The 25,323-nt window shown below is 70.3% G+C and carries 22 protein-coding genes; 1 reads left to right on the top strand and 21 read right to left on the bottom strand.

Annotated features, from left to right (window positions below; genetic code table 11):
* Positions 1 to 46: 46 nt before the first annotated feature.
* The 6 genes from carB to pyrR form a co-directional block, all read right to left on the bottom strand.
* Positions 47 to 3,355 carry a carbamoyl-phosphate synthase large subunit gene (gene carB / locus AB0959_RS20660; RefSeq protein WP_366827883.1) on the bottom strand — a complete coding sequence of 1,103 codons (3,309 nt, stop codon included), beginning with the start codon at positions 3,353 to 3,355 and terminating at the stop codon, positions 47 to 49.
* The gene (gene carA, locus AB0959_RS20665; protein WP_366827884.1) at positions 3,348 to 4,517 is read right to left on the bottom strand and encodes a glutamine-hydrolyzing carbamoyl-phosphate synthase small subunit; all 1,170 of its coding nucleotides are present in this window, start codon (positions 4,515 to 4,517) and stop codon (positions 3,348 to 3,350) included. Before carA ends, carB begins: the two co-directional genes overlap by 8 nt.
* The gene (locus tag AB0959_RS20670; protein ID WP_366827885.1) at positions 4,514 to 5,083 is read right to left on the bottom strand and encodes a hypothetical protein; all 570 of its coding nucleotides are present in this window, start codon (positions 5,081 to 5,083) and stop codon (positions 4,514 to 4,516) included. Before AB0959_RS20670 ends, carA begins: the two co-directional genes overlap by 4 nt.
* A complete protein-coding gene (locus tag AB0959_RS20675; RefSeq protein ID WP_366827886.1) occupies positions 5,080 to 6,366 on the bottom strand; it encodes a dihydroorotase in 1,287 nt (428 codons plus the stop codon). The genes AB0959_RS20670 and AB0959_RS20675 overlap by 4 nt, the downstream gene beginning before the upstream one ends.
* A gap of 5 nt (positions 6,367 to 6,371) precedes the next feature.
* Positions 6,372 to 7,367: an aspartate carbamoyltransferase catalytic subunit gene (locus AB0959_RS20680; protein ID WP_366827887.1), complete on the bottom strand. Its 996-nt coding sequence runs from the start codon at positions 7,365 to 7,367 to the stop codon at positions 6,372 to 6,374.
* Positions 7,368 to 7,489: 122 nt separating this feature from the next.
* On the bottom strand, positions 7,490 to 8,062 hold the full coding sequence (pyrR, locus tag AB0959_RS20685; protein ID WP_366827888.1) for a bifunctional pyr operon transcriptional regulator/uracil phosphoribosyltransferase PyrR: 573 nt from the start codon (positions 8,060 to 8,062) through the stop codon (positions 7,490 to 7,492).
* Between the two features lie 244 nt (positions 8,063 to 8,306).
* Between pyrR and bldD the strand changes: the two genes are divergently transcribed.
* The gene (gene bldD, locus AB0959_RS20690) at positions 8,307 to 8,807 is read left to right on the top strand and encodes a transcriptional regulator BldD (protein WP_152772721.1); all 501 of its coding nucleotides are present in this window, start codon (positions 8,307 to 8,309) and stop codon (positions 8,805 to 8,807) included.
* A gap of 219 nt (positions 8,808 to 9,026) precedes the next feature.
* On the opposite strand, the gene nusB is transcribed toward bldD, so the two are convergent.
* The 15 genes from nusB to AB0959_RS20765 form a co-directional block, all read right to left on the bottom strand.
* Complete coding sequence (gene nusB, locus AB0959_RS20695; RefSeq protein ID WP_366827889.1) at positions 9,027 to 9,464, bottom strand: transcription antitermination factor NusB; 438 nt, start codon at positions 9,462 to 9,464, stop codon at positions 9,027 to 9,029.
* Between the two features lie 2 nt (positions 9,465 to 9,466).
* Complete coding sequence (gene efp / locus AB0959_RS20700; RefSeq protein WP_280888353.1) at positions 9,467 to 10,033, bottom strand: elongation factor P; 567 nt, start codon at positions 10,031 to 10,033, stop codon at positions 9,467 to 9,469.
* 134 nt (positions 10,034 to 10,167) lie between these two features.
* Complete coding sequence (locus AB0959_RS20705) at positions 10,168 to 11,277, bottom strand: aminopeptidase P family protein (RefSeq protein ID WP_366827890.1); 1,110 nt, start codon at positions 11,275 to 11,277, stop codon at positions 10,168 to 10,170.
* A gap of 564 nt (positions 11,278 to 11,841) precedes the next feature.
* A complete protein-coding gene (locus AB0959_RS20710; protein WP_366827891.1) occupies positions 11,842 to 12,702 on the bottom strand; it encodes a Pro-rich N-terminal domain-containing protein in 861 nt (286 codons plus the stop codon).
* A 169-nt stretch (positions 12,703 to 12,871) separates the two neighbouring features.
* Positions 12,872 to 13,963, bottom strand: coding sequence for a 3-dehydroquinate synthase (gene aroB, locus AB0959_RS20715; RefSeq protein ID WP_366827892.1), 1,092 nt, complete (start codon positions 13,961 to 13,963; stop codon positions 12,872 to 12,874).
* The gene (locus AB0959_RS20720) at positions 13,960 to 14,487 is read right to left on the bottom strand and encodes a shikimate kinase (RefSeq protein WP_366827893.1); all 528 of its coding nucleotides are present in this window, start codon (positions 14,485 to 14,487) and stop codon (positions 13,960 to 13,962) included. The genes aroB and AB0959_RS20720 overlap by 4 nt, the downstream gene beginning before the upstream one ends.
* An 8-nt stretch (positions 14,488 to 14,495) precedes the next feature.
* Positions 14,496 to 15,680, bottom strand: coding sequence for a chorismate synthase (aroC, locus tag AB0959_RS20725; protein ID WP_366827894.1), 1,185 nt, complete (start codon positions 15,678 to 15,680; stop codon positions 14,496 to 14,498).
* Positions 15,681 to 15,872: 192 nt separating this feature from the next.
* Positions 15,873 to 16,331: a (2Fe-2S)-binding protein gene (locus AB0959_RS20730; RefSeq protein WP_366827895.1), complete on the bottom strand. Its 459-nt coding sequence runs from the start codon at positions 16,329 to 16,331 to the stop codon at positions 15,873 to 15,875.
* Positions 16,332 to 16,352: 21 nt separating this feature from the next.
* On the bottom strand, positions 16,353 to 18,560 hold the full coding sequence (locus AB0959_RS20735; RefSeq protein WP_366827896.1) for a molybdopterin cofactor-binding domain-containing protein: 2,208 nt from the start codon (positions 18,558 to 18,560) through the stop codon (positions 16,353 to 16,355).
* Between the two features lie 133 nt (positions 18,561 to 18,693).
* Positions 18,694 to 19,074, bottom strand: coding sequence for a hypothetical protein (locus tag AB0959_RS20740; RefSeq protein WP_366827897.1), 381 nt, complete (start codon positions 19,072 to 19,074; stop codon positions 18,694 to 18,696).
* Between the two features lie 60 nt (positions 19,075 to 19,134).
* The gene (locus AB0959_RS20745) at positions 19,135 to 19,974 is read right to left on the bottom strand and encodes a shikimate dehydrogenase (RefSeq protein WP_366827898.1); all 840 of its coding nucleotides are present in this window, start codon (positions 19,972 to 19,974) and stop codon (positions 19,135 to 19,137) included.
* Positions 19,971 to 21,677: an endolytic transglycosylase MltG gene (gene mltG / locus AB0959_RS20750; protein WP_366827899.1), complete on the bottom strand. Its 1,707-nt coding sequence runs from the start codon at positions 21,675 to 21,677 to the stop codon at positions 19,971 to 19,973. The genes AB0959_RS20745 and mltG overlap by 4 nt, the downstream gene beginning before the upstream one ends.
* Positions 21,678 to 21,792: 115 nt before the next feature.
* A complete protein-coding gene (gene ruvX / locus AB0959_RS20755) occupies positions 21,793 to 22,257 on the bottom strand; it encodes a Holliday junction resolvase RuvX (protein ID WP_366827900.1) in 465 nt (154 codons plus the stop codon).
* A gap of 35 nt (positions 22,258 to 22,292) precedes the next feature.
* Positions 22,293 to 24,965 (bottom strand): alanine--tRNA ligase, encoded by a 2,673-nt coding sequence (gene alaS, locus AB0959_RS20760; protein WP_366827901.1) that lies wholly within the window; start codon positions 24,963 to 24,965, stop codon positions 22,293 to 22,295.
* Positions 24,965 to 25,321 (bottom strand): DUF6167 family protein, encoded by a 357-nt coding sequence (locus AB0959_RS20765; RefSeq protein ID WP_366827902.1) that lies wholly within the window; start codon positions 25,319 to 25,321, stop codon positions 24,965 to 24,967. Before AB0959_RS20765 ends, alaS begins: the two co-directional genes overlap by 1 nt.
* Between the last annotated feature and the right edge of the window lie 2 nt (positions 25,322 to 25,323).

Consider the following 25,323-nt stretch of genomic DNA (forward strand, 5'->3'; position numbering starts at 1 on the left):
CCTCACGAAGAGGGGGACACCGTTTCCGGTGTCCCCCTCGTGGCTGCTAGTCGCGGGCCGCGGTCAGGTGTTCCGCGTGTTCCTGGAGTGAACGTACGCCCACTCCCCCGTGGTTGAGTGCGTCGATGCCCTGGACGGCCGCGGCGAGCGCCTGGACCGTCGTCAGGCACGGCACCGAGCGCGCCACCGCCGCCGTACGGATGTCGTAGCCGTCGAGGCGGCCACCGGTGCCGTACGGGGTGTTGACGATGAGGTCGACCTCGCCGTCGTGGATGAGCTGGACGATGGTCTTCTCGCCGTTCGGGCCCTCGCCGTCGGAGTGCTTGCGCACCACGGTGGCGTTGATGCCGTTGCGCTTGAGCACCTCGGCCGTGCCGGAGGTGGCGAGCAGCTCGAAGCCGTGGGCGACCAGTTCACGAGCGGGGAAGATCATCGAGCGCTTGTCGCGGTTGGCGACCGAGATGAACGCGCGGCCCTTGGTCGGCAGCGGACCGTACGCGCCCGCCTGCGACTTGGCGTACGCCGTGCCGAAGACCGAGTCGATGCCCATGACCTCGCCCGTGGAGCGCATCTCCGGGCCCAGCACCGTGTCCACGCCGCGCCCGTGGGTGTCGCGGAAGCGCGACCACGGCATGACGGCCTCCTTGACGGAGATCGGCGCGTCGAGGGGCAGGCTGCCGCCGTCGCCGTTCGCGGGCAGCAGGCCCTCGGACCGCAGCTCGGCGATGGTCGCGCCCAGCGAGATCCGGGCCGCCGCCTTGGCCAGCGGCACCGCCGTCGCCTTGGAGGTGAAGGGGACCGTGCGGGACGCGCGCGGGTTGGCCTCCAGGACGTACAGGATGTCGCCGGCCATCGCGAACTGGATGTTGATCAGTCCACGGACGCCGACGCCCTTGGCGATGGCCTCAGTCGAGGCCCGCAGCCGCTTGATGTCGAACCCGCCGAGGGTGATCGGGGGCAGGGCGCACGCCGAGTCGCCGGAGTGGATACCCGCCTCCTCGATGTGCTCCATGACGCCGCCGAGGTACAGCTCCTCACCGTCGTACAGGGCGTCGACGTCGATCTCGATGGCGTCGTCGAGGAACCGGTCGACCAGGACGGGCCGGGAGGGGCTGATCTCGGTCGACTCGGCGATGTACGCCTCCAGGCGTGTCTCGTCGTACACGATCTCCATGCCGCGCCCGCCGAGGACGTACGACGGCCGCACCAGGACCGGGTAGCCGATCTCGTCGGCGATGGCCTTGGCGCCCTCGAAGGTCGTCGCCGTTCCGTGCTTCGGCGCGGGGAGCCCCGCCTCGGCGAGCACCCGTCCGAAGGCGCCGCGGTCCTCGGCGGCGTGGATGGCCTCCGGCGAGGTGCCCACGACCGGTACGCCGTTGTCCTTGAGGGCCTGCGACAGGCCCAGCGGGGTCTGGCCGCCGAGCTGGACGACGACGCCCGCGATCGGACCGGCCAGCGACTCCGCGTGGACGATCTCCAGCACGTCCTCGAGCGTCAGCGGCTCGAAGTACAGCCGGTCGGAGGTGTCGTAGTCCGTGGAGACGGTCTCCGGGTTGCAGTTGACCATGACCGTCTCGTAGCCCGCGTCGCTCAGCGCGAAGGAGGCGTGGACGCAGGAGTAGTCGAACTCGATGCCCTGGCCGATGCGGTTCGGTCCGGAGCCCAGGATGATGACGGCCGGCTTGGTCCGGGGCGCGACCTCGCTCTCCTCGTCGTACGAGGAGTAGAAGTACGGCGTCTTCGCCGCGAACTCCGCGGCGCAGGTGTCGACGGTCTTGTACACCGGGCGCACGCCGAGCGCGTGGCGGACCTCGCGCACGACGTCCTCGCGCAGGCCCCGGATCTCGCCGATCTGCTGGTCGGAGAAGCCGTGCCGCTTGGCCTCCGCCAGCAGGTCGACGTCCAGGCGCTCGGCGGCGGCCAGCTCGTCCGCGAGCTCCTTGATCAGGAAGAGCTGGTCGACGAACCACGGGTCGATCTTCGTGGCGTCGAAGACCTCTTCCTGCGTGGCACCCGCGCGGATGGCCTGCATGACGGAGTTGATCCGCCCGTCGGTCGGCCGGACGGCCTCTTCCAGGAGGGAGGCCTTGTCGCCGGGCTCGCCGACGAAGGTGAACTGGCTGCCCTTCTTCTCCAGCGACCGCAGCGCCTTCTGCAGCGCCTCGGTGAAGTTGCGGCCGATCGCCATGGCCTCGCCGACCGACTTCATGGTCGTGGTCAGCGTCGAGTCGGCCTGCGGGAACTTCTCGAAGGCGAACCGCGGCGCCTTCACGACCACGTAGTCGAGCGTCGGCTCGAAGGAGGCCGGGGTCTGCTCGGTGATGTCGTTCGGGATCTCGTCGAGCGTGTAACCGACGGCGAGCTTCGCGGCGATCTTGGCGATCGGGAAGCCGGTCGCCTTGGACGCGAGGGCCGACGAACGCGACACACGTGGGTTCATCTCGATGACGATGACACGGCCGTCAACGGGGTTCACAGCGAACTGGATGTTGCAGCCGCCCGTGTCGACGCCGACCTCGCGGATGACGGCGATGCCGATGTCCCGCAGGATCTGGTACTCGCGGTCGGTGAGCGTCATCGCGGGCGCGACCGTGATCGAGTCACCGGTGTGGACGCCCATGGGGTCGAAGTTCTCGATGGAGCAGACGACCACGACGTTGTCGTGCTTGTCGCGCATCAGCTCCAGCTCGTACTCCTTCCAGCCGAGGATGGACTCCTCCAGGAGCACCTCGGTGGTCGGGGACAGCGTGAGGCCCGTGCCCGCGATGCGGTGCAGCTCCTCCTCGTCGTACGCGAAGCCGGAGCCGGCGCCACCCATGGTGAAGGAGGGGCGGACGACGACCGGGTAGCCGCCGAGCTCGTCGACACCCTTGAGGACGTCGTCCATGGAGTGGCAGATCACCGAACGTGCACTCTCGCCGTGCCCGATCTTGCTGTGAACCGCGTCAACCACCAGCTTGAACTGGTCGCGGTCCTCGCCCTTGTGAATCGCCTCCACATTGGCGCCGATCAGCTCGACGCCGTACTTCGTCAGGACGCCGTTCTCGTCGAGGGAGATGGCGGTGTTGAGGGCCGTCTGACCACCCAGGGTGGGCAGCAGCGCGTCCGGCCGCTCCTTGGCGATGATCTTCTCGACGAACTCGGGCGTGATCGGCTCGACGTACGTCGCGTCGGCGATCTCCGGGTCGGTCATGATCGTCGCCGGGTTGGAGTTCACCAGGATGACGCGCAGGCCCTCGGCCTTGAGGACGCGACAGGCCTGGGTGCCGGAGTAGTCGAACTCGGCGGCCTGGCCGATGACGATCGGGCCGGAGCCGATGACCAGGACGGACTGGATATCGGTGCGCTTAGGCACGCTGGCCCTCCATCAGGGATACGAAGCGGTCGAACAGGTAGGCGGCGTCGTGCGGGCCGGCTGCCGCTTCGGGGTGGTACTGGACGCTGAAGGCCGGGCGGTCGAGGAGCTGCAGCCCCTCCACCACGTTGTCGTTCAGGCAGACGTGGGAGACCTCGGCGCGGCCGTAAGGGGTCTCGGAGACCTTGTCGAGCGGGGCGTCGACGGCGAAGCCGTGGTTGTGCGCGGTGACCTCGACCTTGCCGGTCGTACGGTCCTGTACCGGCTGGTTGATGCCGCGGTGGCCGTACTTCAGCTTGTAGGTGCCGAAGCCGAGCGCGCGCCCCAGGATCTGGTTGCCGAAGCAGATGCCGAACAGCGGCGTGCCGCGCTCCAGGACTGCCTGCATGACCGAGACCGGGTGGTCGGCGGTGGCCGGGTCACCGGGGCCGTTGGAGAAGAACACGCCGTCCGGGTTCACGGCGAACACCTCCTCGACGCTCGCCGTGGCCGGGAGCACGTGCACCTCGATGCCGCGCTCGGCCATGCGGTGCGGGGTCATGCCCTTGATGCCGAGGTCGACGGCGGCGACGGTGAACTTCGCGGTGCCGACCGGGACGGCTTCGCCGTCGGGGCCGATCGCCGGGACGACGTACGTCTCCTTCGTCGCGACCTCGGCGGACAGGTCGGCGCCCTTCATCTCGGGGGCCTGGCGCACCTCGGCGAGCATGGTGCCCTCGTCGGGCAGCGCGTTGCCGGAGAAGATGCCGACGCGCATGGCGCCTCGCTCGCGCAGGTGCCGGGTGAGCGCCCGGGTGTCGATGCCGCTGATGCCGACGACGCCCTGGGCGCGCAGCTCGTCGTCCAGGGAGCGGCGGGAGCGCCAGTTGGACGGCACGCGCGCGGGGTCGCGTACGACGTAACCCGAGACCCAGATCCGCTTCGACTCGGGGTCCTCGTCGTTGACGCCGGTGTTGCCGACGTGCGGGGCCGTCATCACGACGACCTGGCGGTGGTACGAGGGGTCGGTGAGGGTCTCCTGGTAGCCGGTCATACCGGTGGAGAACACGGCCTCGCCGAAGGTCACCCCCACGGCCCCGTAGGCGCGGCCGCGGAAGGTGCGGCCGTCCTCCAGGACGAGTACGGCGGGAGCCCTGGTGGCTCCGCGAGTGGAGGTCGTCATCGTTCGGCGCCTTCCGTGGTGATCGTCTTGTTCATGGAGTTGAGGGCCTCGACCCACTCGTTGTGCTCGGCCGCGCGGTCGGAGCGGAAGCCCGAGTCGATCAGCCGGTCGCCGTGCTCCCAGGTGACGACGAGCAGTCCGCCCTCGGTGAGGACCTTGCCGGCGATGCCCTTGTCGAGCCGGGCCTCGCGCAGCTGCTCGGCGGGGACGAAGAAGTCGGTCGCTCCGGGGCGCACGACGTCCAGTCCCGCGTCCGTCAGCGTGAGCTCGGCCCGGCTGCGGGTGCCCAGCCCGTGCGCCACGATGCGGTCGAGCCACTGCCCGGCGGTGGTGGAGCCGTGGTAGCGCCCGCTCATCGTCAGTGTGACCTCGCCGGGGGACTCGGGCGCGGTGGGCAGCTCCGGCAGGTCGCCCTGGAGGGTGCCACGCCACTTCCAGCCCTCGCGCATCAGCCAGTAGACGAGCGCGACGAAGAGGAGGAGTCCGACCACCCAGCCGATGCGGGCGGCCCAGTCGGTCACTTCGGCCGACTTCTGTTCGGCGGCGATCGAGATGAGTGGTGTCACGTGAGCTTCCCGTCGACGAGCGTGGCCTTGCCCCGGAGCCACGTGTGCGTGACACGGCCCGGCAGCTCGCGGCCCTCGTAGGGGGTGTTGCGGCTGCGCGAGGCGAAGCCCGCGGGGTCCACGGACCCACGGTATGCCGTGTCGACGAGTGTGAGGTTGGCGGGCTCACCTGCCGAGACGGGACGGCCGTGACCGACGGCCCGGCCGATCTTCGCCGGCTTGTACGACATGCGGTCGGCGACGCCCGCCCAGTCGAGCAGCCCGGTGTCGACCATCGTCTCCTGGACCACGGACAGGGCGGTCTCCAGCCCGACCATGCCCATGGCGGCCGCGGCCCACTCACAGTCCTTGTCCTCGTGCGGGTGCGGGGCGTGGTCGGTGGCCACGATGTCGATCGTGCCGTCGGCGAGCGCCTCGCGCAGGGCGTGCACGTCGCGCTCGGTGCGCAGCGGCGGGTTGACCTTGTAGACCGGGTTGTAGCTGCGGACCAGCTCGTCGGTGAGGAGCAGGTGGTGCGGGGTGACCTCGGCGGTGACGTCGATGCCGCGGGACTTGGCCCAGCGCACGATCTCCACGGAGCCGGCGGTCGACAGGTGGCAGATGTGCACCCGGGAGCCGACGTGCTCGGCGAGGAGGACGTCCCGGGCGATGATCGATTCCTCGGCCACCGCCGGCCAGCCGCCGAGACCCAGCTCGGCGGAGACGACGCCCTCGTTCATCTGGGCGCCCTCGGTGAGCCGCGGCTCCTGCGCGTGCTGGGCGACGACTCCCCCGAAGGCCTTCACGTACTCCAGCGCCCGGCGCATGATCACGGCGTCGTCCACGCACTTGCCGTCGTCCGAGAACACGGTCACGCCCGCCGCCGACTCGTGCATCGCGCCGAGCTCGGCGAGCTTCCTGCCCTCCAGACCGACGGTGACGGCGCCGATGGGCTGCACGTCGCAGTACCCGTGCTCCTGGCCGAGTCGGTAGACCTGCTCGACGACACCGGCGGTGTCGGCCACCGGGAAGGTGTTGGCCATGGCGAACACGGCCGTGAAGCCGCCGCTCGCCGCCGCCCGCGTACCGGTCAGCACCGTCTCGGAGTCCTCGCGACCGGGCTCGCGCAGATGGGTGTGCAGGTCGACCAGCCCCGGCAGCAGCACCTTGCCGCCGGCCTCGACGACCTCGGCGCCCTCGGCGGACAGCCCGGACCCCACCTCGGCGACGGTCTGGCCGTCGATCAGCACGTCCTGCGGCTCGCCGCCGAGCACCTTCGCACCACGGATCAGGATCTTGCTCATGTGTCTTACTTCTCCTCGGTACGGATCTGGGGGGCGGTGGGCGCGTTCTTGGACTCGAACACGGCACCGCCGAGCAGCAGGTACAGCACGGCCATGCGGGTGGAGACCCCGTTGGCGACCTGCTCGATCGCGGTGCAGCGCTCGGAGTCGGCGACCTCGGCGGTGATCTCCATGCCGCGCACCATCGGACCGGGGTGCATCACGATGGCGTGCTCGGGCATCCGCGCCATGCGGTCGCCGTCGAGGCCGTAGCGCCGGGAGTACTCGCGCTCGGTCGGGAAGAACGCGGCGTTCATGCGCTCGCGCTGCACGCGCAGCATCATCACCGCGTCGGACTTGGGCAGGGTGGCGTCGAGGTCGTAACTGACCTCGCAGGGCCAGGACTCGATGCCGACCGGCAGCAGTGTGGGCGGCGCGACCAGAGTGACCTCGGCACCGAGGGTGTGCAGCAGGTCGACGTTGGAGCGGGCGACCCGTCCGTGCAGGATGTCTCCGACGATCGTGATGTGCTTGCCGGCGAGATCCTGGCCGAGCCCCGCATCCCGGCCGACGAGTCGGCGGCGCATGGTGAAGGCGTCCAGCAGTGCCTGGGTGGGGTGCTGGTGGGTGCCGTCACCGGCGTTGATGACGGCCGCGTCGATCCAGCCGGAGTTCGCCAGTCGGTACGGGGCCCCCGAGGCACCGTGCCGGATGACGACGGCGTCGACGCCCATGGCCTCCAGGGTCTGGGCGGTGTCCTTCAGGGACTCGCCCTTGGAGACGCTCGATCCCTTCGCGGAGAAGTTGATCACGTCCGCGGAGAGGCGCTTCTCCGCGGCCTCGAAGGAGATCCGGGTCCGGGTGGAGTCCTCGAAGAAGAGGTTGACGACGGTGCGGCCGCGCAGGGTCGGCAGTTTCTTGATCGGCCGGTCGGCGACCCGGGCCATCTCCTCGGCGGTGTCGAGGATCTGGATGGCGTCGTCACGGGTGAGGTCGGCGGCCGAGATGAGATGGCGCTGCATCTTTCAGGCTCCGTAAGGCAGTTCAGGTCGGGAGGCGGGACCCCGCCACGAGGGCGCGGCCGGGCATACGGGCGCGCACGAGCGCACTGGGTGGGCGTACGGCAGCGCCGTACGCGGGAGCGCTAGTGCGGTGCGCCCGGGGCGGTCCGCTTCGCACCGAGCAGGACGGTGTCCCGACCGTCCTCCTCGGCGAGCTGGACCTTGACCGTCTCCCGCAGCGACGTGGGGAGGTTCTTGCCGACGTAGTCGGCGCGGATCGGGAGTTCGCGGTGCCCGCGGTCGACGAGGACCGCGAGCTGCACCGCGCGCGGGCGGCCGATGTCGTTCAGCGCGTCGAGCGCGGCACGGATGGTGCGACCGGAGAAGAGCACGTCGTCGACGAGGACGACGAGCCTGCCGTCGATGCCGTCACCGGGGATCTCCGTGCGGGCCAGCGCACGAGGGGGCTGCATGCGCAGGTCGTCGCGGTACATGGTGATGTCGAGCGAGCCGACCGGGATCTTGCGGTCGGTGATCTCCTCGAGCTTGGCGGCGAGCCGCCGGGCGAGGAAGACGCCCCGGGTCGGGATGCCGAGGAGCACCACGTCGTCGGCGCCCTTGGCGCGCTCGACGATCTCGTGGGCGATGCGGGTCAGCACCCGCGCGATGTCGGGGCCCTCGAGCACGGGCCTCGGATCCTGCACTTGCGAGTCCATACGAAACGGACCTCCTTCTCCGCCTCACGGGACGGACCTTAAAGGACGTCGGATTTGCGCCACCAACGGTAGCAGGCCGTATCAACGGCCCTGATCACACCCCTGGCCTAACGGACGGGGGGCTACCACGGAAGAGTCGGTCCGGACCATTCGGCTTGACGGGGCAGAGTAACGCTGCGTAACCTCACAGTGAGTCACCAGCCGTGCGGCACCACCGCACGTCGACACAGCGTCCGGGAGCTATATGTCCAGCGAATACGCCAAACAGCTCGGGGCCAAGCTCCGGGCCATCCGCACCCAGCAGGGCCTTTCCCTCCACGGTGTCGAGGAGAAGTCCCAGGGACGCTGGAAGGCGGTCGTGGTCGGTTCGTACGAGCGCGGCGACCGCGCCGTCACCGTGCAGCGCCTCGCCGAACTGGCCGATTTCTACGGGGTTCCGGTGCAGGAACTACTGCCCGGCACCACTCCCGGCGGGGCCGCCGAGCCGCCGCCGAAGCTCGTGCTGGACCTGGAGCGCCTGGCTCATGTGCCGGCCGAGAAGGCGGGCCCGCTGCAGCGCTATGCGGCGACGATCCAGTCCCAGCGCGGTGACTACAACGGCAAGGTGCTGTCGATCCGCCAGGACGACCTGCGCACACTCGCCGTCATCTACGACCAGTCGCCCTCGGTCCTCACCGAGCAGCTGATCAGCTGGGGAGTCCTCGACTCGGACGCGCGCCGGGCGGTCTCCCACGACGAGAGCTGAGAGCCTCCGGCTCCCAGCAGAAACGTGCCGCCGGGGTGGCCGGAACCGTATGGTTCCGGCCACCCCGGCGGTTTTCGTCCAAGGGCACGGTGCCTTGTCGGAGTGCGGGGGTGGGCCCCGGTAAGGGGCGCGGGACTGTTTCGATATGCGGCTCCGCCGCATGGGCGCGAGCAACCACACACGACCCGCAGACAACCCCGCGCAGGCACCCCTACGGCGCTATTCCGACTCTTTGCGGAGCAGCCCCGGCTTCAGTTCCTTCAGGCGCCCCAGCAGACCGTTCACGAACGCGGGCGACTCGTCCGTCGAGAACTCCTTCGCCAGCTGCACCATCTCGTCCAGCACCACGGCGTCCGGAGTCTCGTCGACCCAGATCAGTTCGTACGCACCGAGACGCAGGATGTTGCGGTCCACGACCGGCATTCTGTCGAGCGTCCACCCGACGGCGTACTGCGCGATCAACTCGTCGATCCGCTGCGCACGCTTCGCGTAGCCCTCGACCAGCTCCATCGTGTACTCGCTCACGGGAGGCTGGCGCGAGTCGGTCCGGCTGTGCCGGACCCAGTCCGCGAGGACCGTCAGGACGTCAGCCCCGCGCTGGTCGGCCTCGAAGAGGATCTGGAAGGCACGCTTACGGGCCGTGTTACGGGCAGCCACGGTTAGCTGTTCACCCGGCCGAGGTAGTCGCTCGTACGGGTGTCGACCTTGATCTTCTCACCGGTGGTGATGAAGAGCGGGACCTGGATCTGGTGGCCGGTCTCCAGCGTGGCGGGCTTGGTGCCGCCGGTGGAGCGGTCGCCCTGGACGCCCGGCTCGGTCTCCTGGACCACGAGCTCGACGGCGGCCGGCAGCTCGACGAAGAGCACCTCGCCCTCGTGCTGCGCGACGGTGGCGGTGAAGCCCTCGATGAGGAAGTTGGCGGCGTCGCCGACGGCCTTGCGGTCGACCATGAGCTGGTCGTAGGTCTGCATGTCCATGAAGACGAAGTACTCGCCGTCCATGTACGAGAACTGCATGTCGCGCTTGTCGACGGTGGCCGTTTCGACCTTGACACCGGCGTTGAACGTCTTGTCGACGACCTTGCCGGAGAGCACGTTCTTGAGCTTGGTGCGCACGAAGGCGGGGCCCTTGCCGGGCTTGACGTGCTGGAACTCGACGACGGACCAGAGCTGGCCGCCCTCGAGCTTGAGCACCAGGCCGTTCTTGAGGTCGTTCGTGGAAGCCACGGTTGCGGAATCTCCTGGACTGACGTGACGACCAGAAGACACGCGCGGAGCGGCGCCGGGGAAGTACGGGTGCGTTCCCGCGCCCGCCGCGGCAGCGGCTTGTGCGGGGACGTGCCTGAACTTCCCTGGTGTCGCTAGAGCGCGAGCAGCTCCTTGGTCGTGATGGTGAGTAGCTCGGGTCCGCCGTCCGCCTCGTGGCGGACGACGAGCGTGTCATCGATCCGGACGCCGCCCCGGCCCGGGAGGTGAACCCCCGGTTCGACGGTGACCGGCACGCAAGCGTCCAGTTTACCCATGGCCGCGGGGGCCAACTGCGGGTCCTCATCGATTTCGAGTCCGACACCGTGACCTGTCAGCGATGGGAGGCCCTCCGTGTACCCCGCGGAGTCCAGTACCTGACGGGCCGCGCGGTCCACGTCACGGTAGGCCGCCCCGGGTGCCAGCGCCTCGCGTCCGGCCCGCTGGGCGGCGAAGACCAGGTCGTACAGCTCGATCTGCCAGTCGGCGGGAGACGTGCCGATGACGAAGGTCCGGCCGATCTCGCAGCGGTAGCCGCGGTACGTCGCGCCCAGGCAGACCGAGAGGAAGTCGCCCTCCTCGACGCGGCGGTCCGTGGGCCGGTGCAGACGGCGGCCGGAGTTGGGGCCGGTCGCGACGGAGGTCGCGAAGGCGGGGCCGTCGGCGCCGTGGTCGACGAGCCGGCGCTCCAGTTCGAGGGCGAGGTGGCGTTCGGTACGGCCGACGAGGATCGACTCCAGCAGCTCGCTCAGCGCCTGGTCGGCGATCTCCGCGCCGATCCGCAGGCAGGAGATCTCCTCCTCGTCCTTGACGACGCGCAGCTGTTCGACCGCGCCGCCCAGGTCGGCGAGGCGCAGCCTGGGGGCCACCGAGCGGAGGGCTCGGTGGCGGGTGACCGTGAGGTGGTGTTCCTCGACCGCGAGCGACTCGGCGCCCTCGGTGACGGCGAGGTCGGCGGCCGCGACCGCGGGGTCACCGCCCGCGCCGGGGAGCGGGTGCACGCGCAGCGTCTCGTCGGGGCGTGTGGCGTTGTCGCGTCCGCCACCGGGTGAGGTGCCGCAGAGCAGCAGGTCCTCTTCCCGGCCCATCAGCAGGACGGCGCCCTGTGGTGCCGCCCCGGCGAGATAGCGCACGTTGGCCGGGCGGGTGACGAGCGCGGTCGCGCTGCCGCCCGCGTTGCAGTACTCCCGTAGCCGGGCCCGGCGGGCCGCGTACACCTCTGACATGTCCCGAGCCTACGAGTGGTGGCCGGAAACCGCCGGTCGAGAGGGCCGGATGGGGTGCGGTGTGGGTGGGGCCGTGCTACGAGGGGCGCGTGCGCGGTCCCGGCGGCGGGTTCGGGGCTTCGTGCCCCTCGCCTCGGGAGGGGCACGCCTCCCGCCCTGCGGCTCGCTCCGGGGCTTCTCGCCCCCGCCGCCCCTACCCGTCCCATCACCAGGGGCGCTGCCCCTTCGACCCCGGCCAAGGGGACTGCGCCCCCTTGCCCCCCCGCCCTTCCGGGGCTCCGCCCCGGACCCCGCTTCGGGGGGCCGACCCCCGGCCCCCCGCTCCTCAAACTCCCCCAGCTACCGCTGGGAGGTGCCCCCAAGGGGCTGAATGTGCGCCGCGGGGTGCTGCGCGGCATTTAGGGGCGCGGGGAACTGCGCGACCAGCACCCGCTCACCCGCACGCGACCAACTCGCCCGAAGACCCTCGTGGGGGTCTGGGGGCGCAGCCCCCAGGGACAGGATGGGACGGGTAGGGGCGGCGGGGGCGAGGAACCCCGTGGGCCCCAAGAGTCTTCCCGCGCCCTACCACTTCGGCGGGCTCGCGATCGATCGGGCCAGGACGTCGTCCAGGACCTGAGCGGTCGACGGCACGTCGAGGTGGGAGTTGTCGATGATGGGCAGCCCGGAGCCGTACCAGCCGGCCATGCGGCCGTGGATGCGGGCGACCTCTTCGTCGGTGAGGCGGCGGTTGCCCGTGCGCTCCGCGTTGCGCTCGAGGACAATCTCCAGGCCGGGCAGGAGGACGACCGGCAGCAGGCCGGGGCCGACATGCCGTTTCCAGCCACCGAGGCCGACGACCGGGCGGTCGGGGAAGACGGCGTCGTCGAGGATGCAGGAGATGCCGTTCGCCAGGAAGTTGCGCGCCGCGAACCCGCAGGTACGGCGGGCGAGACGGTACTGCGCCTCCGAGTGGTCGTTCCACCCCGACTGAGGGTCGGCGAAGCCCGAGCGCACCCATTCACGGACGTCGTCCAGGCTGATGTGGGCCGTGGGCACCCGGCGGCGGTCCGCCCAGTACTTGGCCACGCTCGTCTTGCCCGCGCCCGCCGGACCGATGAGCAGCACAGCGAGCGTGGTGGCCGTGGCGTCGGGCGCGCCCGTGGCGGGCGGTGCGCTCGGCATGGCGACGGGGCCGCCGGGCGGCAGTTGCACGTGTCCGGTCGTGTCCCTGGACGGCGGGGCCGAGGCCGGCTGCGGCGGTGCGTGGTGCGGGACCTGTGGGGCACCCGGAGGGACCGGTGCTCCGACGAAGCCCGGCGGGGGCGGGGGCGACGGTGCGGGGCCCGGGGGTCCCGGGTGCTGTCCGGCCGGCGACCAAGGGGTCGACGGTCCCTGCCCCGGCTCGTGGGGCGGCGGCAGCGGAGCTCCCACTGCGTGCTGCATCCGGTGCCACTCCGTCTCGTACAGTCACATTGGCGCTGGCAGGCGGGGCATTGGCACCCCGTTCCCTACCGAACGGTACCGCCCCCGGCGGGCGTTTGGTGAACGGCCGGGAGCGGTCCGAAGTGCCCGTGCCACAAGGCGAATCGGGTCTTTGCGGGGCGAGCGGGTGTTACTGCCCCACTTCGCCGTAGGCGGCGAGGAGGACGGCCGGGTCCGGACCCTCCAGGACGGTGGGCTTGGCCAGTCCGTCGAGGACGATGAACCGCAGCAGGTCGCCGCGGGACTTCTTGTCGACCTTCATCGTCTCCAGCAACTTGGGCCACTGGTCGTGGCGGTAGTGCAGCGGCAGTCCGACGGATTCCAGGACGGTACGGTGGCGGTCCGCCGTCGCGTCGTCCAACCGGCCCGCGAGACGCCCGAGTTCGGCGGCGAAGTGCATCCCGACGGAGACCGCCGCTCCGTGGCGCCACTTGTAGCGCTCGTTCTTCTCGATGGCGTGCCCGAGGGTGTGCCCGTAGTTGAGGATCTCGCGCAGCCCGGACTCCTTCAGGTCGGACGAGACGACCTCGGCCTTGACCTTGATGGACCGCTCGATCAGCTCGGCGGTGTGCGGACCGGCCGGGGTGCGGGCGGCCTGCGGGTCGGACTCGATGAGCTCCAGGATCGCCGGGTCGGCGATGAACCCGGCCTTGATGACCTCGGCGAGCCCTGACACGTAGTCGTTGACGGGCAGCGAGTCCAGCGCGGCCAGGTCGCACAGCACACCGGCCGGCGGGTGGAAGGCGCCGACGAGGTTCTTGCCCTCGGCGGTGTTGATGCCGGTCTTGCCGCCGACGGCAGCGTCCACCATGGCCAGCACGGTGGTGGGGATGGCGATCCAGCGCACCCCGCGCAGCCAGGTCGCGGCCACGAACCCGGCCAGGTCCGTGGTGGCGCCGCCGCCCACGCCCACGATGACGTCCGTACGGGTGAACCCGGACTGGCCCAGCGCCTTCCAGCAGTAGGCGGCGACCTCGGCGGTCTTGGCCTCCTCCGCGTTCGGCACCTGGATGGCGACGGCCTCGTAGCCCTGCTCGGCCAGGTCCGCCCGCAGCGCCTCCCCGGTCCCGTCCAGCGCCTCGGGGTGGATGACGGCCACCCGCTTGACCCTGTCCCCGATCAACCCACCCAGCTCACCGAGGAGTTGCCTGCCGACCAGGACCTCGTACGGGTCGGTGCCCGCCGTGCCGCCGACCTGGATCCGGGTGACTGCCTGGCTCATGCTTCCTTCAACTCCAGTGCGTCGAGGACGGCTTGGGTGACCTCTTCGGGCGTGCGGTTGTCGGTGGGTACGACCGCGTGGGCGACCTCGGTGTAGAGATGGCGGCGGGCCTCCATCAACTCCCGCCACTGCCGCCGCGGGTTGACCGCGAGCAGCGGGCGGGCCGCGTTGAGGCCGGTGCGCTTGACGGCCTCCTCCACGTCCATCGACAGGTAGACCACGCGCAGGCCGGCGAGTGCGGCGCGGGTGTCGGCGTCGAGGATGGAGCCGCCGCCGAGCGCGAGGACGCCGTCGTGCTCGGCGAGCGCGGTGCGCACCGCCTGCTTCTCGATGGCCCGGAAGGCGGGCTCGCCAGAGTCGACGAAGATGTCCGCGATCGTGCGGCCCTGGGACGCGACGATGTCGTCGTCGGTGTCCCGGTAGACGCAGCCGAGCCGCTCGGCCAGCAACTGCCCGACGGTGGACTTGCCCACGCCCATCGGGCCGACCAGGACGACCAGCGGGCCGTTCGTCGAACCGTTCATCGCACCGCTCATCGAATCGCCAGGTTCTCGAGGTACGACCGCACGTTGCGGCGGGTCTCGGTGACGCTGTCGCCGCCGAACTTCTCCGCCACCGCGTCGGCGAGCACGAGCGCGACCATCGCCTCGGCGACGATGCCGGCGGCCGGGACCGCGCACACGTCGGAGCGCTGGTGGTGGGCCTTGGTCTCCTCACCGGTGACCACGTCGATGGTGGCCAGGGCCCGGGGCACGGTGGCGATCGGCTTCATCGCCGCCCGTACGCGCAGCAGCTCGCCGGTGGTCAGTCCACCCTCGGTGCCGCCCGAGCGGCCGGTGGCGCGCCGGACGCCCTCGTCGGTCCGCACGATCTCGTCGTGCGCCTGCGAGCCCGGTACCCGGGCCAGGTCGAAGCCGTCTCCGACCTCGACGCCCTTGATGGCCTGGATGCCCATCAGCGCACCCGCGAGACGGGCGTCAAGGCGCCGGTCCCAGTGCACGTGCGAGCCGAGGCCCACCGGCACCCCGTACGCGAGCACCTCGACGACACCGCCGAGGGTGTCGCCGTCCTTGTGTGCCTGGTCGATCTCCGCGACCATCGCCTTCGACGCGTCCGCGTCCAGGCAGCGCACCGGGTCGGCGTCCAGTTTCTCGACGTCCGCGGGCTTGGGGTAGACGCCGTAGGGGGCCTTCGCCGCCGCGAGCTCCACCACGTGCGAGACGATCTCGATCCCGGCCGTCTCCTTCAGGTACGACCGCGCCACCGCACCCAGGGCCACCCGGGCCGCGGTCTCCCGCGCGCTCGCCCGCTCCAGCACCGGACGCGCCTCGTCGAACCCGTACTTCTGCATGCCCGCGAGGTCCGCGTGGCCGGGCCGGGGCCGGGTCAGGGGCGCGTTGCGCGCGAGGCCGTCCAGGATCTCCGGATCCACCGGGTCGGCCGCCATGACCTGCTCCCACTTCGGCCACTCGGTGTTGCCCACCATGATCGCCACCGGGGAGCCCATGGTCAGGCCGTGCCGCACACCGCCGATGAAGGTGATCTCGTCGCGCTCGAACTTCATGCGCGCACCGCGTCCGTAGCCGAGCCGCCGCCGCGCCAGGTGGTCCGCCACCATCTCGGTGGTGATCGGCACGCCGGCGGGAAGTCCCTCCAGCGTCGCGACGAGTGCGGGACCGTGGGACTCCCCCGCGGTCAGCCAGCGCAACCTGCTCAACGGTGCTCCTCAGTGCTCGCGCCCTGGTACTGCGTACTGCCTTTGCCTACGCGTGTCCTCGCGTACGGCGTCGGCGCCACCGGGTGCGCGGCCCCGGCCCGCCACCTCCGATCCTCCCACGTCCGGGGCAGGGGCAGGTCCCAGGTCCATCTGGCGGACGTGAGGTGACCGGTTCCGCGCTCTGCTCGTGTGTCACGCCATCCGGTCCGCCGCGCTCTTGATCGCCTCGCGGATGCGGAAGTACGTGCCGCACCGGCAGACGTTCGCGATCTCGTCGATGTCGGCGTCGGTGGGGTTCTTCGTGTGCTTGAGGAGAGCGACGGCGGCCATGATCTGGCCGGGCTGGCAGTAGCCGCACTGGGCGACGTCCTGTTCCAGCCAGGCCTCCTGGACGGGATGGAGCCGGTCGCCGTCGGCGAGCCCCTCGATGGTGGTGACCTCGCGGCCGGCGGCCTCGGAGACCGGGACCACGCAGGGGCGGACGGCCTCGCCGTCGAGGTGGCTGGTGCAGGCCTTGCAGACGTCGATGCCGCAGCCGTACTTGGGGCCGCGGATGCCGAGCAGGTCGCGCAGCGCCCACAGCAGGGGCAGGTCGTCGGGGGCGTCGACGGTGACGGTCTCCCCGTTGACGGTGAAGGTGTGGGAGGGCACGGACGGCTCCTTGCGGGGTGCTCAGCGCGGGAAGGGGGTGAAGTCGACGTCGAAGGTGACGGGGAAGCTGCGCGGCCGGGTGCCGGTGGCGCGGGCGTAGGCGTTGGCCACGGCACCGACTGCCGCCGGGACACCGAGTTCGCCGGCGCCGCCGGGTTCGCCGGCTCCCTCGACGACGAAGATCTTCACGTCCTTCGGGGAGTCCTTCTGGCGCGCGTAGTGGAACTGCGAGTAGCTGCCCTCCATCGGGAGCCCCTTGTCGATGTGGAGCCCGGCTCGCAGGGTGGTGGAGATGGCGTCCGTGAGGCCGCCGAGCAGTTGCGCCTCCAGTCCGCGCGGGTTGATCACACGGCCCACGTCGGCCGCGATCACCGCCTTCGTCACCCGGGGCTTCTTCGGGTCGGTGGCGTCGATCTCGACGAGACAGGCGGTGCAGGACTTGTACTCCTCGTGGAAGCCGATGCCCTGGGCCCGGCCGTCGGGCAGGCCGCGGCCCCAGTCGCCCTCCTCGGCGACCTTGTCGAGGACGGCTCGCTGGCGGGCGGTCTTGAGGAACTCGCGCCGGAAGGCGACGGGATCCTTGCCGAGTTTCGCCGCGAGTTCGTCGACGATGATCTCCTCGGCGCCGCGTGTGTTGGCCGAGTACACGGACCGCCACGATCCGGTGTGCATCTTCAGCGGCACCTCGGTGAGCGCCTGTGTCGTCACGCCGAAGTTGTACGGGGACTTCACCGTGGTGAGGAACAGGGTCTGCGCGAAGGTCGCGTTGCCGAGGCCCGGCGGCAGACCGGCCGCGGCGGCGGTGATCGCGTCTCCGAGGCCGTGCCGGAAGTCGGTCTCCACGGCCGCCACCTGGTGCTGGAAGGTGAGCACCTGCCCGGCCGCGTAGCTGGCGCGGACCCGGTGGTGGGTGGCGGGCCGCATCCGCCCGTGCCGCATGTCGTCGACGCGCGACCACATCAGCCGTACGGGACGGCCGCTCTTCTTCGACACGGCGGCGGCCTCGAGGGCCGCGTCGTAGAACAGCCGCCGCCCGAAGGAGCCGCCCGACTGCAGAACGTGCACCTTCACCTTGGAGACGGGCAGCCCGATGGCCTTGGCGATGGCGGCCTGGGCGGCGATCGGTGACTTCAGCCCCGACCAGATCTCGGCACGGTCCGAGCGGACGTCCGCGACGGCCGAGTTGGTCTCCATCGGCGCGTGGCTCGCGAACGCGAAGTCGAACTCGGCGTCCACCTTCTTCACCAGGGCCCCGAGGATGTCGAGCGACGGGGTCGCCGCCTTCAGCTTCGCCCGGATGTCGTCGTCCGAGAGCGCGTCCACGGTCCCCGGCCCCCAGGTGACGTCCAGGGCGTTCTTGGCGTCGAGGGCCTGTCCGAACGTCTCGGCGACCACGGCCACGCCGGTGTCGATGGTGACGAGGTCGAGCACGCCCGGCATGGCACGTACGGCCGCTTCGTTGTTCACCGACTTCACGGTGCCGTTCACCGTCGGCGGGCGGCGCACCATGCAGGGCTTGGCGCCGGGGACGTCGAGGTCGAGGGTGTACGGGTGCTTGCCGGTGACGAGGGCACGGGCGTCGATGCGCGAGGTGGGGGTGCCGACGAGGGTGAGCTCGGACTCCTTCTTCGGCGTGACGGTCAGCGCGCCCAGGTCGAGAGAGGCCGCCGCTGCCGACAGCGAACCGTACGACGCGGTACGGCCGTCGGGCGCGACGACCACGCCCGCGCGCACCGTCAGGTCGCTCGCCCTCAGCCCCCATCGTTCGGCCGCGGCGCCCACCATCCGGGCCCGCGCGGCCGCCGCGGTGTGACGCACCGGGTCGTACAGCGAGCGGATCGAGTTGGAGCTGCCGGTGAGTTGGTTGAAGAGCAACTCGGGTCGGGCGTCGTCCAGTTGGACGCGGACGCGGTCGAGCGGAGTGTCCAGTTCCTCGGCGACCAGCATGGCCACGGCGGTGGTGAGCCCCTGGCCCACCTCCTCGCGTGGCAGCCGGAAGTGGACGTCGCCGTCCTCGTCGACGCTCAGCTCGAGCATGGTCGCGGTGGGCTTCCCGGCCAGGATCAGCAGGTCACCGAGGTCGACCAGATCGGCCGGTGCGGGCGGCGTGGGAATCGCCGCGTCGGCGCTGCCTGGCGCGTAGGCGTCCAGACCGATCTTGGTCGCTACGGCGAGGGTGGGCGCGGCCACCAGGTAGGTGAGAAACCTGCGCCGGGCGTGACGTGTCATGGCGGCTCCGTTCGGCGGTCCGCCGACGTCGCCGGGCCGCCCGGAGATGATGTCCGGCGGTTACTCCCTGGTACAGGGGTTTCACAGGATCACCACTCGTCGTCATGCGTCCCACCCGACGCTCGCGCGGGGATCAGGCCGAGTTGTCCCCCGGCCGCCGCTGAGGGGCGTAGGAGCCCAGGAAGTCCGCGCCGCTGACCTGCTGGGCGGGCCGAACCTGTGGCTGAGTGTCTGGCTGGGCGGCGGCCTGCGCCGGCTCCGCCTGCTGGGGCGCGTAAGCGCCCAGGTAGTCGGCTCCGCGCCCCTGCCCGTACTGCGCCGCGGCGTGGAGAGGCTGTCCGCTCCGCACGGCACGCCGATAGGCCAGCTTGCGCTTCAGTTTGACGATCCACGACCCGACGACGGCGAGCACGATCAGGGCGAGCACCGTGATCTGCACCCAGTCGGGCAGGAATCCCAGCACGGCCTCGAATATCTGGCTCTTGACGGACGCCAGGGTCACACCTGTGGACATGGACTGCTTCCCCCCGGTAATGCTTCCCCCGGTTCCGCCCCCTGCGGAACCAAGCGGATATTACCGGTCGGTCAGGGCGTGTTCCCCTGCTTTTCGCATGACGTCCAGCGGCGCCGGGACACGACCCGTCATCTGCTCGACCTGGAGCACCGCCTGGTGCACGAGGAGGTCCAGCCCGCTGACGACAGCGCCGCCGTACGCGGACCAGCGCGCCGCGAGCGTGGTCGGCCACGGGTCGTAGAGCACGTCGAACAGCGTGGCGGGCCGCTCGGGAACGGCCGCTGCCAGGGCGTCGGTGGTCCCGGCCGGGGTGGTGGCGATGACGAGCGGGGCGCGCAGGGCCTGCTCCGCGTCCGCCCAGTCCGCCGTGCGTACGTCGACATCGAGCCGCTCGCCCCACTGACGCATCTCGGCGGCGCGGGCCTCGCTCCGAACGTACGCGACGACCTCGCCGGTACAGATCCGGGCGAGTGCCGCCAAGGCGGAGGACGCGGTGGCACCCGCGCCGAGGATCGCGGCGGAGTCCACCTGCTCGATGCCGTGCTCGCGCAGGGCGTTCACCATGCCGGGGATGTCGGTGTTGTCACCGACGCTCCGCCCGTCCTCGGTGAACACGACGGTGTTGACGGCCTCGACGGAGGCGGCCGTCTCGCTGGTCTCGTCGAGCAGCGGGATGACGGCCCGCTTCAGCGGCATGGTCAGCGACAGCCCCGCCCATTCGGGTCCCAGCTTGCCGAAGAACTCCGGCAGCGTCTCCTCGTCGACCTCGTAGCGGTCGTAGGACCAGCCGTCGAGCCCCAGCGCCGCGTACGCGGCCCGGTGGAGCACCGGGGAGAGCGAGTGGGCGATCGGGGAGCCGAGAACGGCGGCTCGGCGCTTGCTGTCGCTGCGGGTCATCATCCGTTCTTCTGCTCTTCGAGGTACTTCTGGCGATTGCGGTTCTGCTCTTCGTTGGTCTCGGCGAAGAGTGTCTCGTCCTCGCTGACCGAGACGAAGTAGTACCAGTTTCCCTTGGCCGGGTTGAGGGCCGCCCTGATGGCCACCTCGCCCGGATTGTTGATCGGTCCGGGCGGCAGGCCCTTGAACTTGTAGGTGTTGTACGGGTCGTTGATCTGCCGCAGCTGGTCGACCGACCCGGTGGCGAGCTTGGACTCGCCGCGCAGGTAGTTCACCGTGGAGTCGAAGTCGAGCAGGCCGAAGGTCTCGGTGTTGTTGGTCTTGAGCCGGTTGTAGACGACCCTCGCGACCTTCTCGAAGTCGTCCTTGGACTTGCCCTCGGCCTGGACGAGGCTCGCCACGGTGAGGACCTGGAGCGGATTGTCGAGGTCCAGCGACTTCGCCTTCTTCTCCAGCCCGAACTCGGCGTACTTCTGCTTGGAGAGGTCGACCATTTCCTTCAGGACGTCCTTGGGCTTCATGCCCTTGGACACGGGATAACTGGAGGGGTAGAGGAATCCCTCCAGCGGCTCCTTGATGTCACCGTTGTCGTTCGCCCAGGCCGGAAGGCCGAGGGACTTCCAGTCGTTCTTGGCGACCGACTCGGTCGTGCCCGCCTTGACTTCCAGGCGCTTGTCGATCAGTTCGTAGATCGCCTTGTTGCGCTGCCCCTCGGCGATCACCAGGTTGTTGCGGCTCTTGTCGCTGAGCATGAGGGCGACGGCGCTCGCGGCGGACATCTGCTTCTTGAGCGTGTAGACGCCCGCCTGGATCGTGTCACCATTGGCGTTGTTCGCCTGCGCGGTCACGAAGGCGTCGACGCTCTTGACGACCCCGGCCTTCTTCAGCTCCTGCCCGATCGCATAGCCGCCCGCGCCCTTCGGAATGGTGACGGTCACCGACTCGCCTGTGCCGTCCCCCGCCCAGTCGGGAGCCGCGGCGAAACGATTTTGGTACCACTGGTAGCCGAAGTAGCCGACTCCGCCCACACCGCCGCCGAGAACGACGACGACCATCAGGCAGGCAAAGCCGTTGCGGCGCTTCTTGCCGCCCGCGCCCGCCTTGCCGCCGCCCTTGCCCTTCCGGTTCGCGCGTCCGCCGCGGCCGTCCGGATCGTCGGAGTCGTCGTCATCGTCGTCGTTGCCGCCGGCGAAGAAGGCGTGCTCACCCTGGTCCGGGCCGGGGTCCCAGTCGGTCTGCGGCGGCTCCGGCTCGGTCCGGCGGCCCGGCTGGGGCTCCAGTCCCGGCTCGTGCTGCTGCTGCTGCGGCTGCGGCTCCTGCTGCGGGTACGCGTCGGAGGCGCCGTAGTAGTCGTGCTGCCCACCGCCGTAGCCGGCGTTCTGCCCGCCGTACGAGTCCTGCGGGTAGGAGTCCCCGTGGCCGCCGGGATACTGGCCCTGGGCGTGCTGCTCGTGCGTACCGGTGTCCCAGCCGCCGCCCTGGTACTGCTGCTGCCCCTGACCGTAGTGGGCCTGCTGGCCGGTGCCCCAGTCACCGTACGGCGACTGCTGCGGCTGCTGTTGCTGCTCCGGATAGTGCTGCGGCTGGCCGCCGTAGGGAGGCTGCTGACCCGCGTGGGTCTGCTGTCCTCCCCATCCACCGTCCCCGTACAACGGGTCCTCGGGATGCCACGGTTCGGAGCCTGGGCCCCGGCCATACTCAGTCATCGATCCCCTAGAGCCGCGAGGCGGCGGTCGCGCGGCTCCGCTTCCGTCCCGCCTCGATCTGTGCGGCAGCTGTTCGAACGCTGCCGCATCGCGCCGGAACGTTACCGTATCGCGATCAGATGACCACTTCGATGCCGTCGCCGGGTGCTGTACCTGACACTCGCTCGGATTCGAGGGCCTGTTGCAGGATGATCACGGCCGCTGCCTGGTCGATGACCGATCTGCCCTTCTTGGACTTCACACCGGACGCGCGCAGTCCCTGACTGGCCGTCACCGTGGTCATCCTCTCGTCCACGAGCCGCACCGGCACGGGGACGATGGTACGGGCCAACTCCTCCGCGAAGCCCCTCACTTTGACCGCCGCCGGTCCCTCGCCCCCCTTCAGGGAGCGAGGGAGGCCGACGATCACCTCGATGGGTTCGTACTCCTCGACGAGTTGCCTCAACCGGCGCTGCGCGGCCGGGACATCACGTCCCGGAACCGTCTCGACGGGTGTCGCGAGGATCCCGTCGGGGTCGCACGATGCGACCCCGATCCGGGCGTCCCCGACATCGATCGCCAGCCGACGTCCTTTGCGCATACTCACAGCCGATTCTTACCTTGTCCCTACAGGCCCTACTTGACGGTCTCGCCGACCATGCGCTCGACCGCGTCGACGGCCTCGCCGACGGCGGCCGGGTTCTGGCCGCCGCCCTGGGCGACGTCCGGCTTGCCGCCACCGCCGCCGCCGAGGGTCTTGGCGGCCGTACGGACCAGGTCGCCGGCCTTCAGACCGCGCTCGCGGGCGGCCTCGTTGGTGGCGATGACCGTCAGCGGCTTGCCGTTGTTGACCGTGAACAGGGCGACGACCGCGGCCCGTCCGCCCTGGATGCGGCCGCGCACGTCGAGGACCAGCTTGCGCAGATCGTCCGGGGTCGTGCCGTCCGGGACCTGACCGGTGACCACGGCGACACCGCGAACGTCCCTGGCGGACTCGGCGAGCCCGGCGGCGGCCTGGAGGACCTTCTCGGCGCGGAACTTCTCGATCTCCTTCTCGGCGTCCTTCAGCTTGCCGAGCATGGCGGAGACCTTCTCCGGGAGCTCCTCGGAGCGGCCCTTGATCAGCTCCTGGAGCTGGGCCACGACCGTGTGCTCACGGGCCAGGAAGTTGTAGGCGTCGACGCCGACCAGGGCCTCGATACGGCGCACTCCGGAGCCGATCGAGGACTCACCGAGGAGCTTCACCAGGCCCAGCTGGGCGGTGTTGTGGACGTGCGTGCCGCCGCACAGCTCCTTGGAGAAGTCGCCGATGGTCACGACGCGGACGCGGTCACCGTACTTCTCGCCGAACTCGGCGATGGCGCCCTGCTTCTTGGCCTCGTCGATGCCCATGACGTCGGCGCGCACGTCGAGATCGCGGGCGAGCACCTCGTTGATCTTCTGCTCGACGTCGGTCATCACGGCCGTCGGCACGGCGGACGGCGAACCGAAGTCGAAGCGGAAGCGGCCCGGCTGGTTCTCTGAGCCGGCCTGGGCGGCCGTCGGGCCGAGGGCGTCGCGCAGGGCCTGGTGCGTGAGGTGGGTGGCCGAGTGGGCGCGGGCGATGGCCTTGCGGCGGCGGTCGTCGATCGAGGCGTGGACCAGGTCGCCCACAGCCACCTCGCCGACCTGGACGACGCCCTTGTGGACGTACACACCCGGGACCGGCTTCTGGCAGTCGCGGACCTCGACGACGGCGCCGGAGGCGACCTTGATCCGGCCGGTGTCGCCGATCTGGCCGCCGCCCTCGGCGTAGAACGGGGTGCGGTCCAGGACGACCTCGACCTCGTCGCCCTCGGTGGCGGCGGGCGAGGGCACGCCGTCGACGAGGATGCCGACGACCGTGGACTCGCCCTGGGTGTCGGCGTAGCCGATGAAGTCGGTCTCGCCGGACTTGTCGGCGATCTCGCGGTAGGCGCCGAGGTCGGCGTGACCGGTCTTCTTGGCCTGGGCGTCGGCCTTGGCGCGCTCCCGCTGCTCCTTCATCAGGCGGCGGAAGCCGTCCTCGTCCACCGACAGGCCCTGCTCGGCGGCCATCTCGAGGGTGAGGTCGATCGGGAAGCCCCAGGTGTCGTGGAGCAGGAAGGCCTTGTCGCCGGGCAGGACGGTGGAGCCGGCGTCCTTGGTCTCGCTCACGGCGGTGTCGAGGACGTTGGTGCCGGAGTTGAGCGTCTTGAGGAAGCGGGCCTCCTCGGCGAGGGCGACCTTCTCGATGCGCTCGCGGTCGGTGATGAGCTCGGGGTACTGCTGGCCCATCATCCCGATCACGGTGTCGATCAGGTCCTGCACGACCGGACCGGTGGCGCCGAGGAGCCGCATGTTGCGGATGGCGCGGCGCATGATGCGGCGCAGGACGTAACCGCGGCCCTCGTTGCCGGGGGTGACGCCGTCGCCGATGAGCATCACGGAGGTGCGCATGTGATCGGTCACCACACGCAGGGACACGTCGGAGACGTGGGCGTCGCCGTAGCGGACGCCGGTGAGCTCGGTGGCCTTGTTGATGACGGCCATGGAGGTGTCGATCTCGTACATGTTCTGCACACCCTGCAGAATCATGGCGAGACGCTCCAGGCCGAGGCCCGTGTCGATGTTCTTGCTCGGCAGGTCGCCGAGGATCTCGAAGTTCTCCTTGCTGGTGCCCTCGCCACGCTCGTACTGCATGAAGACGAGGTTCCAGATCTCCACGTACCGCTCGTCGTTGACGGCGGGGCCGCCCTCGGCGCCGAACTCGGGGCCGCGGTCGTAGTTGATCTCGGAACAGGGACCGCAGGGGCCGGGGACGCCCATGGACCAGTAGTTGTCCTTCATGCCCAGGCGCTGGATGCGCTCCTTGGGCACGCCGACGACGTCGTGCCAGATGCGCTCGGCCTCGTCGTCGTCCTTGTAGACGGTGATCCAGAGCTTCTCCGGGTCCAGGCCGTAACCGCCCTTGTCCTGGGGGCTGGTGAGCAGCTCCCAGGCGTAACCGATGGCGCCTTCCTTGAAGTAGTCGCCGAAGGAGAAGTTGCCGCACATCTGGAAGAACGTGCCGTGCCGGGTGGTCTTGCCGACCTCCTCGATGTCCGGCGTGCGCACGCACTTCTGGACGCTGGTGGCACGCTGGTAGGGCGGCGTGGTCTCGCCCAGGAAGTAGGGCTTGAAGGGCACCATACCGGCGTTGACGAGGAGCAGAGTCGGGTCGTCCGCGATGAGCGACGCCGAAGGGACGACGGTGTGACCGCGCTCCTCGAAGAAGCTCAACCAGCGGCGGCGGATTTCAGCCGACTCCATCAGTGGTCCTCATTCCGGTTGTACGAGTATGTCGTCCCGTCGACGACGTACGTCTTCGGCTTGTTGCGGTTCTCGATCGCGGCGTAGTGCCGGGGGGCCGGGAGTTCGGGGTCGACGGACGCGTTCAGACCGAGCGCGTCGCCGAGTTCGGCCTCGCGCTGGGCCATGCCGTCACGTACGTCGAGTGCGAAGCCGACCGCGCGGTCCTTGAGCCGGTGGCCCGTCTCGAGCGCCTTGTTTGCCGCGGTCGCGGCGAGGTTCTCGGGGGTCAGCTGCTTGAGCTTGCGGTTGACCTTGGTGGTGGCCCACACGCCCGCGGCTGCGCCGGCGGTGAACCAGAAGGTACGGCGGAACATCG

The sequence above is a fragment of the Streptomyces sp. NPDC046862 genome, from assembly GCF_040704615.1.
Lineage (GTDB): Bacteria > Actinomycetota > Actinomycetes > Streptomycetales > Streptomycetaceae > Streptomyces.

Excerpts from the sequence above, each read along its gene's own strand:
- carA (WP_366827884.1), bottom strand. The coding sequence starts at position 4,517 with ATGACGACCTCCACTCGCGGAGCCACCAGGGCTCCCGCCGTACTCGTC.
- AB0959_RS20675 (WP_366827886.1), bottom strand. The coding sequence starts at position 6,366 with ATGAGCAAGATCCTGATCCGTGGTGCGAAGGTGCTCGGCGGCGAGCCG.
- AB0959_RS20680 (WP_366827887.1), bottom strand. The coding sequence starts at position 7,367 with ATGCAGCGCCATCTCATCTCGGCCGCCGACCTCACCCGTGACGACGCC.
- pyrR (WP_366827888.1), bottom strand. The coding sequence starts at position 8,062 with ATGGACTCGCAAGTGCAGGATCCGAGGCCCGTGCTCGAGGGCCCCGAC.
- bldD (WP_152772721.1), top strand. The coding sequence starts at position 8,307 with ATGTCCAGCGAATACGCCAAACAGCTCGGGGCCAAGCTCCGGGCCATC.
- AB0959_RS20705 (WP_366827890.1), bottom strand. The coding sequence starts at position 11,277 with ATGTCAGAGGTGTACGCGGCCCGCCGGGCCCGGCTACGGGAGTACTGC.
- AB0959_RS20710 (WP_366827891.1), bottom strand. The coding sequence starts at position 12,702 with ATGCAGCACGCAGTGGGAGCTCCGCTGCCGCCGCCCCACGAGCCGGGG.
- aroB (WP_366827892.1), bottom strand. The coding sequence starts at position 13,963 with ATGAGCCAGGCAGTCACCCGGATCCAGGTCGGCGGCACGGCGGGCACC.
- AB0959_RS20720 (WP_366827893.1), bottom strand. The coding sequence starts at position 14,487 with ATGAACGGTTCGACGAACGGCCCGCTGGTCGTCCTGGTCGGCCCGATG.
- AB0959_RS20735 (WP_366827896.1), bottom strand. The coding sequence starts at position 18,560 with ATGACACGTCACGCCCGGCGCAGGTTTCTCACCTACCTGGTGGCCGCG.
- AB0959_RS20740 (WP_366827897.1), bottom strand. The coding sequence starts at position 19,074 with ATGTCCACAGGTGTGACCCTGGCGTCCGTCAAGAGCCAGATATTCGAG.
- AB0959_RS20745 (WP_366827898.1), bottom strand. The coding sequence starts at position 19,974 with ATGATGACCCGCAGCGACAGCAAGCGCCGAGCCGCCGTTCTCGGCTCC.
- mltG (WP_366827899.1), bottom strand. The coding sequence starts at position 21,677 with ATGACTGAGTATGGCCGGGGCCCAGGCTCCGAACCGTGGCATCCCGAG.
- ruvX (WP_366827900.1), bottom strand. The coding sequence starts at position 22,257 with ATGCGCAAAGGACGTCGGCTGGCGATCGATGTCGGGGACGCCCGGATC.
- alaS (WP_366827901.1), bottom strand. The coding sequence starts at position 24,965 with ATGGAGTCGGCTGAAATCCGCCGCCGCTGGTTGAGCTTCTTCGAGGAG.
- AB0959_RS20765 (WP_366827902.1), bottom strand. The coding sequence starts at position 25,321 with ATGTTCCGCCGTACCTTCTGGTTCACCGCCGGCGCAGCCGCGGGCGTG.